Annotated in this window: 11 protein-coding genes and 1 tRNA gene; 9 read left to right on the forward strand and 3 right to left on the reverse strand. The window is 25.9% G+C overall.

The features are described 5' to 3' along the window. Positions 1-137 precede the first annotated feature (137 nt). The 3 genes from R4K56_RS13145 to secG all read right to left on the reverse strand — a co-directional run bounded on the left by R4K56_RS13145 (position 138) and on the right by secG (position 2,619). Positions 138-557, reverse strand: coding sequence for a hypothetical protein (locus tag R4K56_RS13145; protein ID WP_335773209.1), 420 nt, complete (start codon positions 555-557; stop codon positions 138-140). A gap of 69 nt (positions 558-626) precedes the next feature. Further along, on the reverse strand, positions 627-1,742 hold the full coding sequence (locus tag R4K56_RS13150; RefSeq protein WP_335773208.1) for a sialidase family protein: 1,116 nt from the start codon (positions 1,740-1,742) through the stop codon (positions 627-629). A 535-nt stretch (positions 1,743-2,277) separates the two neighbouring features. Beyond that, a complete protein-coding gene (gene secG, locus R4K56_RS13155; RefSeq protein WP_297300627.1) occupies positions 2,278-2,619 on the reverse strand; it encodes a preprotein translocase subunit SecG in 342 nt (113 codons plus the stop codon). Between the two features lie 205 nt (positions 2,620-2,824). Here secG and R4K56_RS13160 point away from each other — a divergent pair, with 205 nt between their 5' ends. The 9 genes from R4K56_RS13160 to R4K56_RS13200 all read left to right on the forward strand — a co-directional run bounded on the left by R4K56_RS13160 (position 2,825) and on the right by R4K56_RS13200 (position 14,783). Beyond that, the gene (locus tag R4K56_RS13160) at positions 2,825-4,471 is read left to right on the forward strand and encodes a coiled-coil domain-containing protein (protein ID WP_335772900.1); all 1,647 of its coding nucleotides are present in this window, start codon (positions 2,825-2,827) and stop codon (positions 4,469-4,471) included. A gap of 26 nt (positions 4,472-4,497) precedes the next feature. After that, the gene (locus R4K56_RS13165; protein ID WP_335772899.1) at positions 4,498-7,257 is read left to right on the forward strand and encodes an RNA polymerase subunit sigma-70; all 2,760 of its coding nucleotides are present in this window, start codon (positions 4,498-4,500) and stop codon (positions 7,255-7,257) included. A 35-nt stretch (positions 7,258-7,292) separates the two neighbouring features. Continuing rightward, positions 7,293-8,060 (forward strand): 6-phosphogluconolactonase, encoded by a 768-nt coding sequence (locus tag R4K56_RS13170; protein ID WP_335756686.1) that lies wholly within the window; start codon positions 7,293-7,295, stop codon positions 8,058-8,060. A gap of 19 nt (positions 8,061-8,079) precedes the next feature. Then, positions 8,080-10,044 carry an N-acetylglucosamine-6-phosphate deacetylase gene (gene nagA / locus R4K56_RS13175; protein ID WP_297300556.1) on the forward strand — a complete coding sequence of 655 codons (1,965 nt, stop codon included), beginning with the start codon at positions 8,080-8,082 and terminating at the stop codon, positions 10,042-10,044. Between the two features lie 98 nt (positions 10,045-10,142). Then, a complete protein-coding gene (locus R4K56_RS13180) occupies positions 10,143-11,450 on the forward strand; it encodes an AAA family ATPase (RefSeq protein WP_335772898.1) in 1,308 nt (435 codons plus the stop codon). Beyond that, entirely contained in the window at positions 11,450-12,049 is a 600-nt protein-coding gene (locus R4K56_RS13185) for a hypothetical protein (RefSeq protein ID WP_335756688.1), read from the forward strand. Before R4K56_RS13180 ends, R4K56_RS13185 begins: the two co-directional genes overlap by 1 nt. An 89-nt stretch (positions 12,050-12,138) precedes the next feature. Further along, positions 12,139-12,224: transfer RNA gene (locus tag R4K56_RS13190), tRNA-Ser, on the forward strand. 13 nt (positions 12,225-12,237) lie between these two features. Further along, a complete protein-coding gene (locus tag R4K56_RS13195; RefSeq protein WP_335756689.1) occupies positions 12,238-12,912 on the forward strand; it encodes a FliO/MopB family protein in 675 nt (224 codons plus the stop codon). A 515-nt stretch (positions 12,913-13,427) separates the two neighbouring features. Beyond that, positions 13,428-14,783, forward strand: coding sequence for a family 4 glycosyl hydrolase (locus R4K56_RS13200; protein ID WP_335772897.1), 1,356 nt, complete (start codon positions 13,428-13,430; stop codon positions 14,781-14,783). Positions 14,784-15,356: the final 573 nt, after the last annotated feature.

Genomic DNA, 15,356 nt, shown 5'->3' on the forward strand with positions numbered 1-15,356 from the left:
GGTGGGGGCTAGTCCCCACAAATAACCTAAATTTAAAATTGTATTTTTTTACAAACTCTAAAATTTTCAGTATATACTATATTCCTAATATACATTATTAAAAGTATAGAGTATACTGTAAAATAAAAAGTTATATATTAATTTATCAAATCTTTGAATTTTGAAACATCAAACATTCTTGTTGTTTTACTTTTTTCAAGTGATGCACGTATTATCAGCATATTTGCCTTTGTAAGACTATCATAAACATAATCAGCATCTAAAACTATAGAACTTTTCTTGTCTTCACTGGCTTTGCAGTCCAAATTATCAGGTAAATCATTATCAAATCTGAAAAACATTTTATGCTTTTCAAATACAAAATCGGCACTGTTCCAATCAATAATAACTTCTTTGTCCTCTTTATTAAGTTTGACTATTAAATATGTATCTTCACTCCAAGATGATAATTTATAGGCGAGGAGTTTATAAATAGTTTCCTCATCTGTTTTTATAACTTCCCAATCATTATTTTTTAGCTGATACACATTAGGAGCCATTATATCCTTATCGTCCATAAATAAACCTCCAAACAAATATTATTGATACTTATTATTATTTAGTTATATTTACTTTATACTATATTTTTAATTTAAAGTAAACCTTTTTAAATATATTTTTCTCATTTTGTTTTTGTCTTTATATCCATAATAGACGCAAGATATTATATTATCATTTTCTACGCACCAAGGATATCCGCAATCGGTACTTTTTATAGAAGAATCTATTATAATTTCATCATTATTCACTTTGTAATTAATTTTTTCTATATCAAATACATCTTCAACACTGTCAAGCAATATAGCTCTTATGCTGTAAGGTTTTAATCTATAACCATAAGTTAAAAGTAATTTTCCATTATTTAAAATTAAAGGATTCAAAGGATAGCCTTTTATATTTGTGAATTGAGGTTTTGAGAAAGTTTTACCTTTATCATTTGAGCAGCTTATAGATGTAAGTCCGTACTCATTATCTACATGAGTTCTTATGAATGATATAATATTATTTTTATAACTAAGCAATGAAGGTTCAACATATTCTATTTTTGATTTTTTACCGTTTATCTTTTGAAACTCAGTTTCACATAGAAAAGTTTTTATTTTCCAATTGATTAAATCTTTAGATGAAATAATATAGCATTGATATTTAGGATCTTTTTTATTTGTATTATTTTTATAAGCATATATAGGAGCAAGTATTTCATCAGATATTTTACACATACTTCCTCTAATAGCGAAATTTTTCATTATGGTATTATCTTTATTGATTTTTATAACATAAGGTTTTGAGAAAGTTTTACCATTATCATAGCTAATGCATACTCCTATACCGCTAAGCAATGCTATTGTATTATCATATTCTATGAATGTGCTGTCTTTTAATAATTCCTTTTCATTCATAGGGTGGAATGTGTATCTAAAATAGTATGCTAATATAGTTTTTTCATCTACTCTAAAAAGCTGAGCATCTTGTTTGGCGGCATCATCTTCTTCAGCAAATTCAAATACTTTCTCCTGTATATTTTTATTAACAATAGCAAGCATTGATTTACTTAAAGAATGCAGATGTGAATAATGTTTCTTTATTCTTGGTGCAATTCTAAAACTTAGTAATTGTCTTTTATTATCAAGATTTATAATACTTGGAAATGCAGGATATGAATTGTTATCTTCAAATAAGACAGTTTCATCTAATACTTTCATAAAATTAAAGCCTTAAATTTATATAATAATTTTCGGTATATACCTAAACAACTATACTTTGTCAAAAATTATTTTCTTAGTTTTATTATTTGTGGGGGACTAGCCTCACCGCTCTGAGTACTTCGTAACACCCCCAGTTCTTTTGCGACTGAAAGAAGTGCCTGTGGTATTGGCACAAAGAACCTATATCCTCGATAAACTCGATACGCTTCGCGAAAGACTGCATTTTTAGTCAAAATATAGGTTTTATCTTATATTTTAAAGAAAACTTAATAATATTTTATGCTATTAATAAATAAAAATTACATTCATAAATAATTCAAAATTGACAAAATATAATTGTTTAGGTATATACTAAATTTAATACTTGTCTTAGAAATAGGATATATATTTTTTATAAAATATAAAACTTACATAAAAATATCTTTCAAAAAATTATAAGATATTATAAATTAATACAGGTATATATACAAAAAACTCCTATATAAAAACATAGGTATTTTTATATAGGAGTATTATTTTTTAAATATTTTATTTACTGATTTGAAGTTGCTTGAGTATTAGTATTATTAGTTGGTGCTGCTAATGGAGCTGTTTGCTGCTGAGTGTTATTATTTGTTGTATTAGTAGGAACACTTTCAAAAGCAGTTTTTTGAGTACTTATAGCAACAGATATAAGTAAAGCACCTACTATAAATATAGTAGAAAGAAAAGTTGTAGCCTTACTTAAAGCATTTCCTCTTTGAGAACCCAAAACATTAGATTGAGCATTTGAGAATAAACCTTCAGCTTTACCGCCTTGTATGATAATCAATAATATTAATAATACACATATTATAGAATAAACTACTATAGCTAATGTAAGTAAAGCACTCATATATATTTCCTTAAATTTAATTTTCAATATTTTATTATATATAATTATACCATTTATGAAATATTTTTTCAAGTTTAAAAACTTATTAAATTTCATCAGTGAAATTGTTATTATTTATATATAGGAAAAATATTTTTCTTACTAAATTTAGAATTTTTCCGTTAATTCTAAATAAGGATTATAAGATAATGGTAGGTACTTTATAATGGCGGTAAAAAAAACAGATTCAAAAAAACAAACTAATAAAAAAACATTAGATACCAAAAAAACTGCAAAAACAGCTGCTAAACCAACTGTAAAAACAGTAAAAAAAGCTGAAAAACCAGTAAAAGCAAAAGCAGCAGAAATAAATAAAATCGGCAGAATATCATATAAAGAATTATCTGAAGAATTAAAATTAAAGTTAGAACAATCTGAAGCCAAAATAGCAGAACTTAATCAAAAATATAAAAAAGTTGTTGATATACAAAAAAAGAAAATAGAAGATAAATATAAAAAAATAATAGAAGATTTAGAATCAAAAAAATCAATACCTGCTAAAACTCAAAGCAATAATGCTGAAATAAATAAACTTCAAAAAAGATTAGAAAAATTAGAAAAAACTAATCAAAAATTAGAAGAAGAAAAAAGAAAAATAGAATTAAAAAATGAAGAATTAAAACAAAAAGCAAAAGATGCATTAAAATCAAAAAGCGAAACTGCCTCAAGAACTGCCAAATCTGACAGAGAAGCTTTAAAAGAAATAAAAGCATTAAAAGAGCAGTTATTAGAATCAGAACAAGAGAAAAAAGAATTAAAAGCTAAATTAAAAGAAGCAGTATCTGATTTAAAAAATGCTAAGAAAAATACAAATAAATTATCAAAAGAAGATAAAGAACAGTATAAAGAAAATTTAAGAATATTAAAACAAATAGAAAAAGAATCAAAAGCTTTAGATAAAAAAAGAGAATTATTAAAGAAAGAAGAAGAAAAGCTAAAAGAAATTAGAGGCGACATTAAAAATTCAGCTAAAGATATAGCTTCTACAATGAGAAAAAGCTATGTTGAAAGTGATGATGAAGAAAACGATGGAAATTTATTATCCAATATGGATGCCAAAACAGAAGAAGGCATAACAAAATTAGCTACTTTGTTATGTGCTGCTATGGACGACTACAGAGAGCAAAAAGAGAAAGAAAGAGAAGAGCTTGAAAAAGATTTAGAACCAGAAGTGAAGCCTATAATTTCAGAAGGCGAAGACAGATTAAACAAAGCTTCTGAAGAATTAGAAAATTTAGTTGAAAATAGATTAGAAGATTCTGACAGCACAAAAGATGAAAATTTAAGCAAGAGACCTTTCACTATAATAGATAAAATAGAAAATAGCCGTGTAGAAATAAATGAAGGCTACACTCCTCCTGCAGGCGGACAAACTATAGTAGCGTCTCCTCAAGATACAGCCGCACAACCTGCTCAAGCTGCTTCGCAAGGACAACAGCCAAATATCACTGTTAAAGTTGAAGCTCCTAAAGAAAGTGCTAAACTAGCTAAGCCGGAAAGCCAATTAAGACCAGCTAGTGAAACTCCTACTATGAGAATGAAGCTTTTAGATGATATTGATGATTATGAGAAAAAACTTGTAATCACTTATGGTTTTGATAATATGCCTGAAAATACTTATTATTCAAAATACAAAAAGATATTAAGAAATGCAGCAAGAATAAGTTTATTTGGTAACTTACAGGAAGGTCTTGAAATGTTTAAACTTATTAGAGATCAAAATATACCTGATGAATATAAACAAATGATAGATAAGAATATTCAAGATATTACTTACTATTTAAGAGGTTTGCATAGAGTTAGAATGGAATAATTATAAATTAGGATATAAAAATAGTGATGAAAAAAATTATGAAAATTACATATATTATATTGATAATGACTCTTGTATTATCATGTTCTAAAAAAAGAATAGTTAATATGGAAATAGAAGCTCTTTATGATAAAAGAGATAATTCATATACAATTTCTTATCCGGAATATAATAAACAGTATCCTAAATTTATATCCTTAAAATACGGTAAATCTGTAAAAACACAAAATGGTATAATATTAACTTACAATATAGATACAGATAATATACCTATACAATTAAATATAGAAGTTGATGAAAACGGAGAAAAAAAGAATCTTATAATAAAAAATCCATTAGTAAACAGAAATATAAATTTAACTTTATATGCAACTAATTTTAATCCTCCATTAGAAAAAGATAAAATTGATACATTATCTGTTAGTATAGAAAGTGTAGGAAATGTTGATACAAAAGACACTGTAAAAGTAGCAATAACAGAAAATGAAGATAAAAGAACTGGCAGAGAAAATTTAGCTTTAATACTTCCGGAAAGCGGACATATAGCTAAAAGCAATCCGCCATTTATAATGGTTAATAAAAAAACTACATTAACAAGAATATCAGTATCAAAAGAATTATCATTTACTACTCGTTATGAATATACATTAAGAAATAATAGTTTCTTTTCAATGACAAATGAATTAGAAAATGGTAAATGGTATATAGCATTCGATGAAAACGGAGATACTAATTTAAGACGTATTTATCATTTCTTTATAGATGACAGCAGTACAAAAATTATACCTATAACTAATAAAACTTTTAATATAAAAAGACCTTTCGTATTTATAGATAAACAAACTTTTGGTGTTTTATACAATTTAATATATAGAGTAAACAGACTTCAAGTTTCAACTTTGCTTAGAAATATAAATGCATTCAAATTATACACTTCTTCAAGTACAGGAAAATGGTCTGTAAATAATATTTCATACAGCAATACTGATGATACAAATAAATTAGCTTTTGAAACATTGCCATCTCATTCTATGTTAATGTCTTTAAAAGCAGCATTTGAGCCTAATAATAATTTATTAAAGTATGAAATAAAGCAAATGATAAGAGATATAGTAAATTTAGATGAAACTAATATAGAAAATTATTCAGAAATAGATGCTGTTAATATATTGGCTAATTCTTTACTAATGCCTTTTGATTTGATGTATGATGATTTTTCTCCTGAAGAAATAGTACTTATGAAACAAGAGTTTATAAAATTCGGAGAAACTCTCTACAATTACATAGTTGCAAATCCAGACTGCTATAGAAAAAAAGATACTATAAAATACATAACTACATTAGGATTAATAGCTATTAATATGCTTAATGAAAATGTAAATCAGGATCAGATAAGAAATTGGCATTATTTTGCTATGAATTATGTTAATGGTATGATATTTTCTATGTTTGAAAAAGACGGAAGTTTTAAATCATCTATAAGCGAATCATTTGATACTATACTTCCTATATTAACTTATGCCTTAACATTAAAAAATGTTGGAATATTTGATGCATTCACTTTGGAATCATTCAGAAACATAGGAAAATATTTATCTATAGTTGGTTATCCTTCCGGAAGAACTTTACCTATAGGTTATAGTGCTGTAGATGGAAGAAGTAAATTAAGATATGATACTGGAGCAAGAAGTGCCGTTATGGAACTTCTAAGCAAAATGTATGCAGATCCTTTATATAAAAATTATGCTGTATTTGGTCAAAGTGAAGCAGTAGGTACAAAATATTTACCTTATGCATTAATATGGAATAATTTCTATCTTAAAGACAATGTTCCTTCAAATCCAAATTTCCAATTTGAAACTTCATTATTCAGAAAAGTACAAACTGCAATTTATAATGAAAATATAAAAGCTCTAAATGCTCCATATTTGGCAGTTTATGCTAAAGGAAGAAATGCAGATGATTCTTTCGGACTTAATCATAATGACAGAATGAGTTTTGTTTATTATAATTATGGAGATGCTATAATCGATGAATTAGGATATAACTTCGATACAAATAATTATGAATTATTTAAAAATGCTGAATTCCACAATAATATATCCATAGATGATTATAAAATAAAAGAAAACACTGGAAGCTATTCATATATAGAAAACATAACTAATTACTATAAAATGTTCTATGTTCATGAAAAAGCAAATCAAAAATATACTTATGATATTAGCTTAAAAAATTATGACAGAAGATTCTATTATCTAAAACCTAATATTTTAATAATTAAAGAAGATATTGAAGCTTTACCAGATATTACAAGAGAATATCATGTTTACGGATATAAATATAAATGGGGAATAAACTCTAAACTTCCTATAACATTTGATGATAATAACAACAGATTCGTTATAAATGGTAATTATTCTTCTACATATATAACTATATTAGATAGTAATGAATTAGAATATAATATAGTTCAAACTAATATAGATAAAACTATATTATATAGAGCTGAAGTATCTACAATAAAAAATATTAAAAGATTTGAACCTTGGATAATAGTAACTACAATGCCTAAAAATAATGTACCTATTGGTATGAGAAGAAATATTCTAAATACAAGCATTAGTATTAATAATTTTTCAGATACTAATTTAAGTTTCAACTCAGGCAATAAATTATATAATATAAATATAGAAAATTATAAAAAGCCGATAGATAGTACAAATAAAATAAGCAATATAGTATATACAGAAAGTAGGGAAAGTGTTATAATAAGTTCAGATTAATGTTAGTTCATTAAAAACTAATTTAAGGACTTATTATGAATATATATATTGCAGATTCATATAAAGATTATACTGCATTCACAGCAAAACATATACTTCATTTCTTAGAAAAGAAGCAGGAAAGAAAAGAAAAGCTATATATATCTGTTTCAAGCGAATATGATACAAAAGATATTTATAATGCTATAGCAGAAAATGTTCAAAATTATAAAATCAATTTTAAAAACATATTCATATTCCAGCAATCAGAATATATGGGAATTGCTCCGAATGATAAGAACAGTAAAGCATATTTTTTAAAAGAAAATCTAATTTCAAAATTGAATATACCTGAAGAAAATGCATTTCTATTTGACGGAACAAAAGATGAATCTCAAATGGATAAGCAGCAGGAAATCATAAATAAAATAGGAAGATTTGATGTTATATGGTATTCTCTTACTGCAGATTCAACTTCAGCAGGTAATGAAAGAATGTCATCATTATCATCATTATTTAGAGTAAAGACTTTAAGTGAACATTCTATTAATGAAATAAAAGACAGATTTGAAGATGAAAACAAAGTACCTACAACTGTATTCAGTATGGGTATGGGATTTATAGATATAGTTGATACTGTTTTATTAACATCATCAGGAATAGAAAAATCCTGCTCTTTAAGAGATTGTTTGGAATATGGTATAAGCAATTCATCTCCATTAAGTAAATTGCAAAAGCATAGTGATGTTACAGTAATAGCTGATTATGAATCTTCTTTAAGATTATCAAGTCAGACAGTATTTATGAAAATACAAAAAAATTAAAATAATAAGGAGTATAGATATGAGAATCATTATTACAAATGAAAGTGTTTATGAATGGGCTGCTTATTACACAGTAAAATGTATATTAGATTATTCAGATACTGATAAACCATTCGTATTATCTTTTCCTTTAAGATATGTTAATAAAGCATACTATCAAAAACTTTTATCTTTCTATAATGACAATATAGTATCATTTAAAAATATACATATAGTTTCTTCCGGTGAATATATAGATTCTAATATATCGCAAAAATATTTAGAAGATAACTTCTTAAAGTTTATAGATATACCTAGAGAAAATGTACATTTATTTGATAGTAATGTTGCAAATAGAAAAGAAGAAGCCAAAAGAATGGCTAATTTAATAAAAGAATTAGGAAATATAACATTATTAATAGATACATTAGCAGAAGACGGAAGTTTCTTACTTAATACACCTAGTTCATCATTGGACGGAAGCGTAAGAGATAAGAAAATAAGCGAAATAATAAGAAGCTATGAATCTAAAAAATTCAATATGCCTATAGAAATGTTCCCAAAAGAAGGATTTACTTTAGGTTTTGAAGAAGCATTCAATGCTAAATATGTACTTGTTATGGCAAATGGATATGATGTATCCGATGCATTATCTCATTGTGTTGAGGGTTCTATAAGCCAATTCTACCCTACTTCAGTATTACAGGAACATAAAAAACTTATAATAGTTGCTGACGAAGAATCAAGCAGTGATTTAAGAGTAAAAACTTATAAATATGCTAAAAGTTTGGAAAGCAAAAGTTTACACCCTAAAGAACTTATTAAAGGTCTTTATAAATCTTATTATGCTCTTACAAATATCAAAATATTCGATGGTGAAAAGTTTATAGACGGACATTGTATTGTTATAGAAAATAATGTTATTAAAAGCGTAGAAAAAGAAATTGATGTTGATGCTGTTATAACAAGAATTGATTTAGGCGGAAAAATAGTTGCTCCTGGATATATAGACTTGCAGGTTAATGGTATAGGAGGATATGACATCAATGCTGATCCTTCTGTTGAAACATTAAAAAATATGAATGAAGTTTGTCAAAGATACGGCTGTACTTCATATTTGCCTACTGTAATTACAAACGGCGACGACTATATGTTGAAAATCATAGATCTATTCAATAATATAGAAGATTTATCTGTAATAGGAGTTCTTGGAATACATTTTGAAGGCCCTTATATATCACATGAAAAAAGAGGTATTCATAATGAGAAATTCATAAGAGAACCTAATATGGATATGGTAGAAAAAATCAATGCTTCAAAATGCGTAATGGTAACTGTTGCTCCTGAAATGGTTAATGGCGAAGTTATAGAAGCATTTGCTATGGGCGGAAAAGTAGTATCTGTAGGACATACAAACGGTACATATAATGAAATAAAAGAAAAAATACCTTATGGTATAACTTTTGCTACTCACTTATTCAATGCTATGCGTCCTTGGGGCTCAAGAGAACCAGGTGCTGTTGGTGCCGTACTTGAAACAAAAGATATGTATGCCGGTTTAATATGTGACGGTGTACATTGTGATTTTGCTTCAGTGGAGCTTGCTTACAAATTGAAAACAGGTCATATATGTATAGTAACTGATGCTATAGCTCCGGCTGCTGCTCCGGAAATTAAAGAATATATTTGGGCAGGCAAGAAAATACATAGAGACGGCAACAGACTTATAGATGATAATGGTACTTTAGGCGGTTCTTCTATAACTATGAGTCAGTCTGTAAGAAATGTGGTTAATGAAGTTGGTGCTACAGTAGAAGAAGCTTTAAAAATGGCATCACTATACCCTGCTAAAGTTATGGGCATAGATGATAAATATGGAAGAATAAGAGAAGGATACATTGCTGATTTAGTTATATTAGATGAAAAATTAGTAGTAAAAGGCGTTGTATTCAAAGGTAACTACAAAGAATATAATTATGACCATGAATGGGTAACTCATGCTTAAACTATAAATTTTAATTCAGTAATTTTATGGGGCTTTGCTTAATTTTTTAAGTAAAGCCTTATTAAAATAAATAATTAATAAAATAGAGATAATAAAAAATGAAATTAGAAATAAATAATTTTTCCAAAATAAAAAAAGCTGACATACAAATAAATGGAATAACAGTAATATGCGGAGATAATAATACAGGAAAAAGTACAGTAGGAAAAATTCTATTTTCAATTTTCGATTCAAATAAAGATAAATATCAAAAAATAAAAGAAGAATTATTTAAAGAAATTACATCAATTTTTATAAATAATAACATAGATGTTTGTCAATATGAACATTATATATCAAAAAAAATTCTTAAAGAAGTTTATTCAATAATAAAGGAAATAAACTATTTTAAAAATACAGATAATATATCTATTGATTCTATAAAAAACATTGTTCAAAAAATCTTCGACTATAGTTTCTATGATTTTTTGAAAAACACTTCAACTAATAAAATAGAAACTTATGATAATATTATAGATAATATTTCAAATGATATAGAAAAGACATTAAGAAATCCTTATAATAAAATAATGCAGGAAGTAAGTAAAAGATATTTTAATGAAATATTTAAAAATCAAATAAACAATTTACATCAAAAAGAAAGTACTGCCTCATTAGAATTAGAAATAAAAAATAAAAAAATGAATATAGACTTCAAAAATAATGAATGCATAAAATTTGAAGAAGAATTTGATATTATTAATAATATTTACTATATAGATAATCCATTTATATTAGATGAAATAAATAATAATAAAGATAAATATAATCTTATAACTAAAAAATTAATTGATTCTCTTACAAAAGATTATACAGAAAATATGTATAGAAATGTCTTCAGTGCTGTAAAGAATAATGATATAATACAAAAATTAGAAGAATTACTAAAAAATATAACAACAGGAGAAATCATAAAAAATAGTGGACTTTACTATTTAAAAGAAGATAATATTGATATTGTATTTGATAATTTATCTGCAGGATTAAAATCATTCGTAATAATAAAGATGCTATTATCCAATACTTCTCTAAAAGAAAATGATATATTAATATTAGATGAACCAGAAATACATCTTCATCCGAAATGGCAATTAATATATGCTGAATTAATAGTATTACTTCATAAATATTTAAATCTAATTGTTATAATAACAAGTCATAGTCCTTATTTTGTAGACTCAATAAATAGATATTCAAAACTACACAAAATAGATGATAAAGTTAATTTTTATTTATCTGAATTAGAAAAAGATAATAAGAATACAATTATAAAAAATGTAAATGAAAATATTGATTTAATATATAAAAAGATGTATGAACCAATAAATACATTAGAAAATATGAAATATGATGAAGATATAGAATAATGAAAGATGAAATTATAAAAGATATAAAATTAATAATATCCAATTTTATAGAAAATAAAGAAATAAATACTTTAGAAAATACTATAAATATAACATCTTATTCACAATCAGATAATGAATATATGACTAAAGCCAATAACATTGTAATTAATGGAGATATTTTAAAAGATATTTATAACACCAAATATAATTTTACTAATAGACCAAAATCAGCAGATGCTGTTTATAAATTCGAAAATGGAAATATATACATAATAGAATTTAAAAATGGTAAAATAAATAATAAAGAAGATAAATTAGATATTTTCAAAAAAGCCTATGATACATTTTTAATACTGCTTGATATAGGAATAATAAAAGATTTGGATTATTCAAGAAATTATACAACATATATACTTGTTTATAATAAATTAAAAAATGATGAACCAAATAAAGATAATATTTATAAATATTTTGCCAAAAATGCTTTAATTTACAAAAAATACAACTTTAAAGATTTATACACTTTACAAGAAGTATTGTTCAAAGAATCTTTCGCATGCACAAAAGAAGATTTTAATAAATATATAATATCAGAATTTGAAAAAGAAGAAAATTAACAAAAAACACACTTTAAGCAAATATAAACTTGACTAAAAATCTTATTTATGTTATCATAATACAACTATTTAAGAAAATATATAGTTCTGGAGAGATGCCCGAGAGGCCGAAGGGAGCAGTTTGCTAAACTGTCGTAGGTATCCCCTACCGCGGGTTCGAATCCCGCTCTCTCCGCATCGGTTTTTATATGATTAAAAAAATTTCTATTATATTCTTAATTATTTTCAGTATAGCTTTTACTCAGGAAACTGACACTAATCAAATTGATACAAACAATACTCAAACAAATACAACTGAAACTAATTTCTTTAATGCAGCTTTAGATAATACTAATAATATAAATGAACCGGCTATACTTCAAGATATTAGAAATATAGAAAACAGAGCACAAGTTAGTAATGGCTGGATGTTTTTTAGAGCTATTATTGGCTTTATAGTTATATTAGTAGGTATTTATTTTGTATTTATATATCTTAAAAACAGATCAAAAAAAATATCTGGTTCAAGCGATATTATAAAAGTGCTTGCTACTACCCCATTAGCTACTAATAGATATGTTTCTATTATTGAAATAGTTGATGATTTATATTTAGTTTCTATATCTGATCATAATATCAATTTATTATCAAAAATAGAAGATAAAGAAACTAAAGATCAAATAAAAATGATGTATATTAACTCTAAAAATAATATAGTAGATGACAGTTTCAAAAATATTCTTAATCAAACTTTATCTGTATTCAAACAGCCTAAAATGAAAGAAAAAGATCCACTACAAACTACTTCAGAAATTAGAGAAAAATTGCATGATTTAAATGCCAATAACCCTACAAATGTAAATAATGAAGATAAAAAAGAATAATATCTATATATACTAAAAATTTTCAACTTTGTCAAAATTAGTTTTTATATTATTATTATTTTCGGGGACTAGTCCCCGAACCCCTACTTCTTTTGGTGCCCCAAAGAAGCAAAAGGACTGCATTTTTGGCATAAAATTACGGTATTGTACTATATTTAATACATATTCTTAAGATATTTAGCTGTAGTATATGCGTTTTTTGCAACTTTTTTGAGCGACAGAAAAGTTGATAATACATTTATAAAATATAAAAATTGACAAAATGTAATTGTTTAGGTATATACTAAAAATTTTTAACTTTCTCAATTTTTTATTTTTTATAAATGTAAATAATATTTTTTATAATATAAAATATCATTGTTTAGTTATAACTACTATAAATCATAATCAACAAATAAATTTTCTTATAAAAATTACATAAAAGTTTTAATTAATATTTTATTGACATTAATTGTTTTTTTTCTATACTAAAATTCATATAATGAAATTGTGTTAAATATTTAAGGAGATAAATTATGAAATTCGTTTTAGTAGGTGCAGGAAGTGCACAATTCGGATGCGATATGCTTGGCGATATTTTTGCTACAAAAGCATTAAGCGGTTCTCATATAACTTTGCTTGATATTAATGATAATGCCTTAAAAAAAGTTCATGATTATGTTAAGCAATTTATAGAAGATAATAAACTAGATTTTACTGTTGACGCTACAACAAACAGAAAGGAAGCTTTCAAAAATGCTAATTTTATTATTAGTTCTATAGAAGTAGGAGACCGATTCCAATTATGGGACGAAGATTGGAAAATACCTATGCAATATGGTATACATCAAGTTTATGGAGAGAATGGAGGACCTGGGGGAATATTCCACTCTTTAAGAATAATACCTCCTATACTTGATATAGTTAAAGATGCTATGGATATATGTCCCGATGCTTATATATTTAATTATTCAAATCCTATGACTGCTATATGTACTGCTGTAAAAAGAGCATTTCCTCAAGCAAAATTTATAGGATTATGTCATGAAATAGGCTGGCTTCATCAATGGCTTCCTAAAATACTTAGAATGAATTATGAATCTTTAGACATAAAAGCAGGAGGACTTAATCACTTCAGCTGCTTGCTTGAAATAAAAGATAAAAAAAGCGGAAAAGATTTGTATCCTGATGTATTAAAAAATGCACATGGATTCTTTGAACATGAAGTAGGATACAGTGATTTATTAAAGTACGCTAAAGAACATAATGCATTCTCAAAAACAGAAAATTTTGATCATACTATGGAAGACAAATTAAAAGGCGAATTTATATGGGCTGACAGAAGACTTTTAAAAGTGATATTAGAAAAATATAAACTTTTACCTATCACTGTAGACAGCCATTTTGGTGAATATATCGCTTGGGCTTGGGACGTAGTTGATCATAGAGGAATATTAGATTTCTATGAATTATACAGAACTGTACTTTCAAAAACTGAACCTCAAATATTATTAAGAATAAAAGAAAGAGCATCAAGTATAATAGAAGCTATAGTAACTAATAATGCTTATACAGAAGAAGCAGTAAATATTTTAAATGACGGCTTAATAGAAGATTTGCCTAGTTGGATAGCTGTTGAAGTTCCTGCTGAAATAAGCAAAGATGGAGTTAAAGGTGTAAAATTAAATAATGTACCTAAGGGATATTTATCTCTTTTGAGAAATTATGTAAGCGTATACGATTTAACAGCCGAAGCAGCTATACATCATAAAAAAGAATATGCTATACAGGCTATACTTGCTAATCCAGTAGTTAATGTTTGCAAAAACATTGAAGAAATGCTTGATAGAATGATAGCTTCTCAAAAACCATATTTAGACTATTTGAAATAATTTTTATTAATTAAATAAAATATAAAAGCCTTATAATATATTAATTATAGGGCTTTTATTGTAATACCTAAACAATTCTTTTTCCAAACAAATAATTTTAAATGTTATTTTTACAAACTTAAAAATTTTCAGTATACACCTAAACAACTATATTTTGTCAAAATTAAAATTATATTTTCTTTTTAATATATGGGGCTTTGCCCACTGCGAAGCACACAAAGTGCTGCTCTGCGTGCTTACGCAACACCCCAGTTCTTTTACCGACGCTCTGCGTGCCATAGGCAAGGTACCTTTCGGCATTGGTATAAAAGAACCTATATCCTCGATAAACTCGGATACGCTTCGCGAAGAACTGCATTTTTATAGGTTATACCCTATATTTAATAGGAATGTTTTTAATATAAAGTTCTAATAATTGCACTTTTTGCAACTTTTTGCTGCGGGAAAAAGTTGAATAAAAAAATTGACAAATTTAAAAATTTTCAGTATATACCTAAACAACTATATTTTGTCAAAAATAATTTTTTTAAATTTTAAATATCTGCAGGGCTTTGCCATTACGAAGTACGCAGC

Origin of the sequence: Brachyspira pulli (assembly GCF_036997785.1) — a bacterium.
In the GTDB taxonomy this organism is placed as follows: domain Bacteria; phylum Spirochaetota; class Brachyspiria; order Brachyspirales; family Brachyspiraceae; genus Brachyspira; species Brachyspira pulli.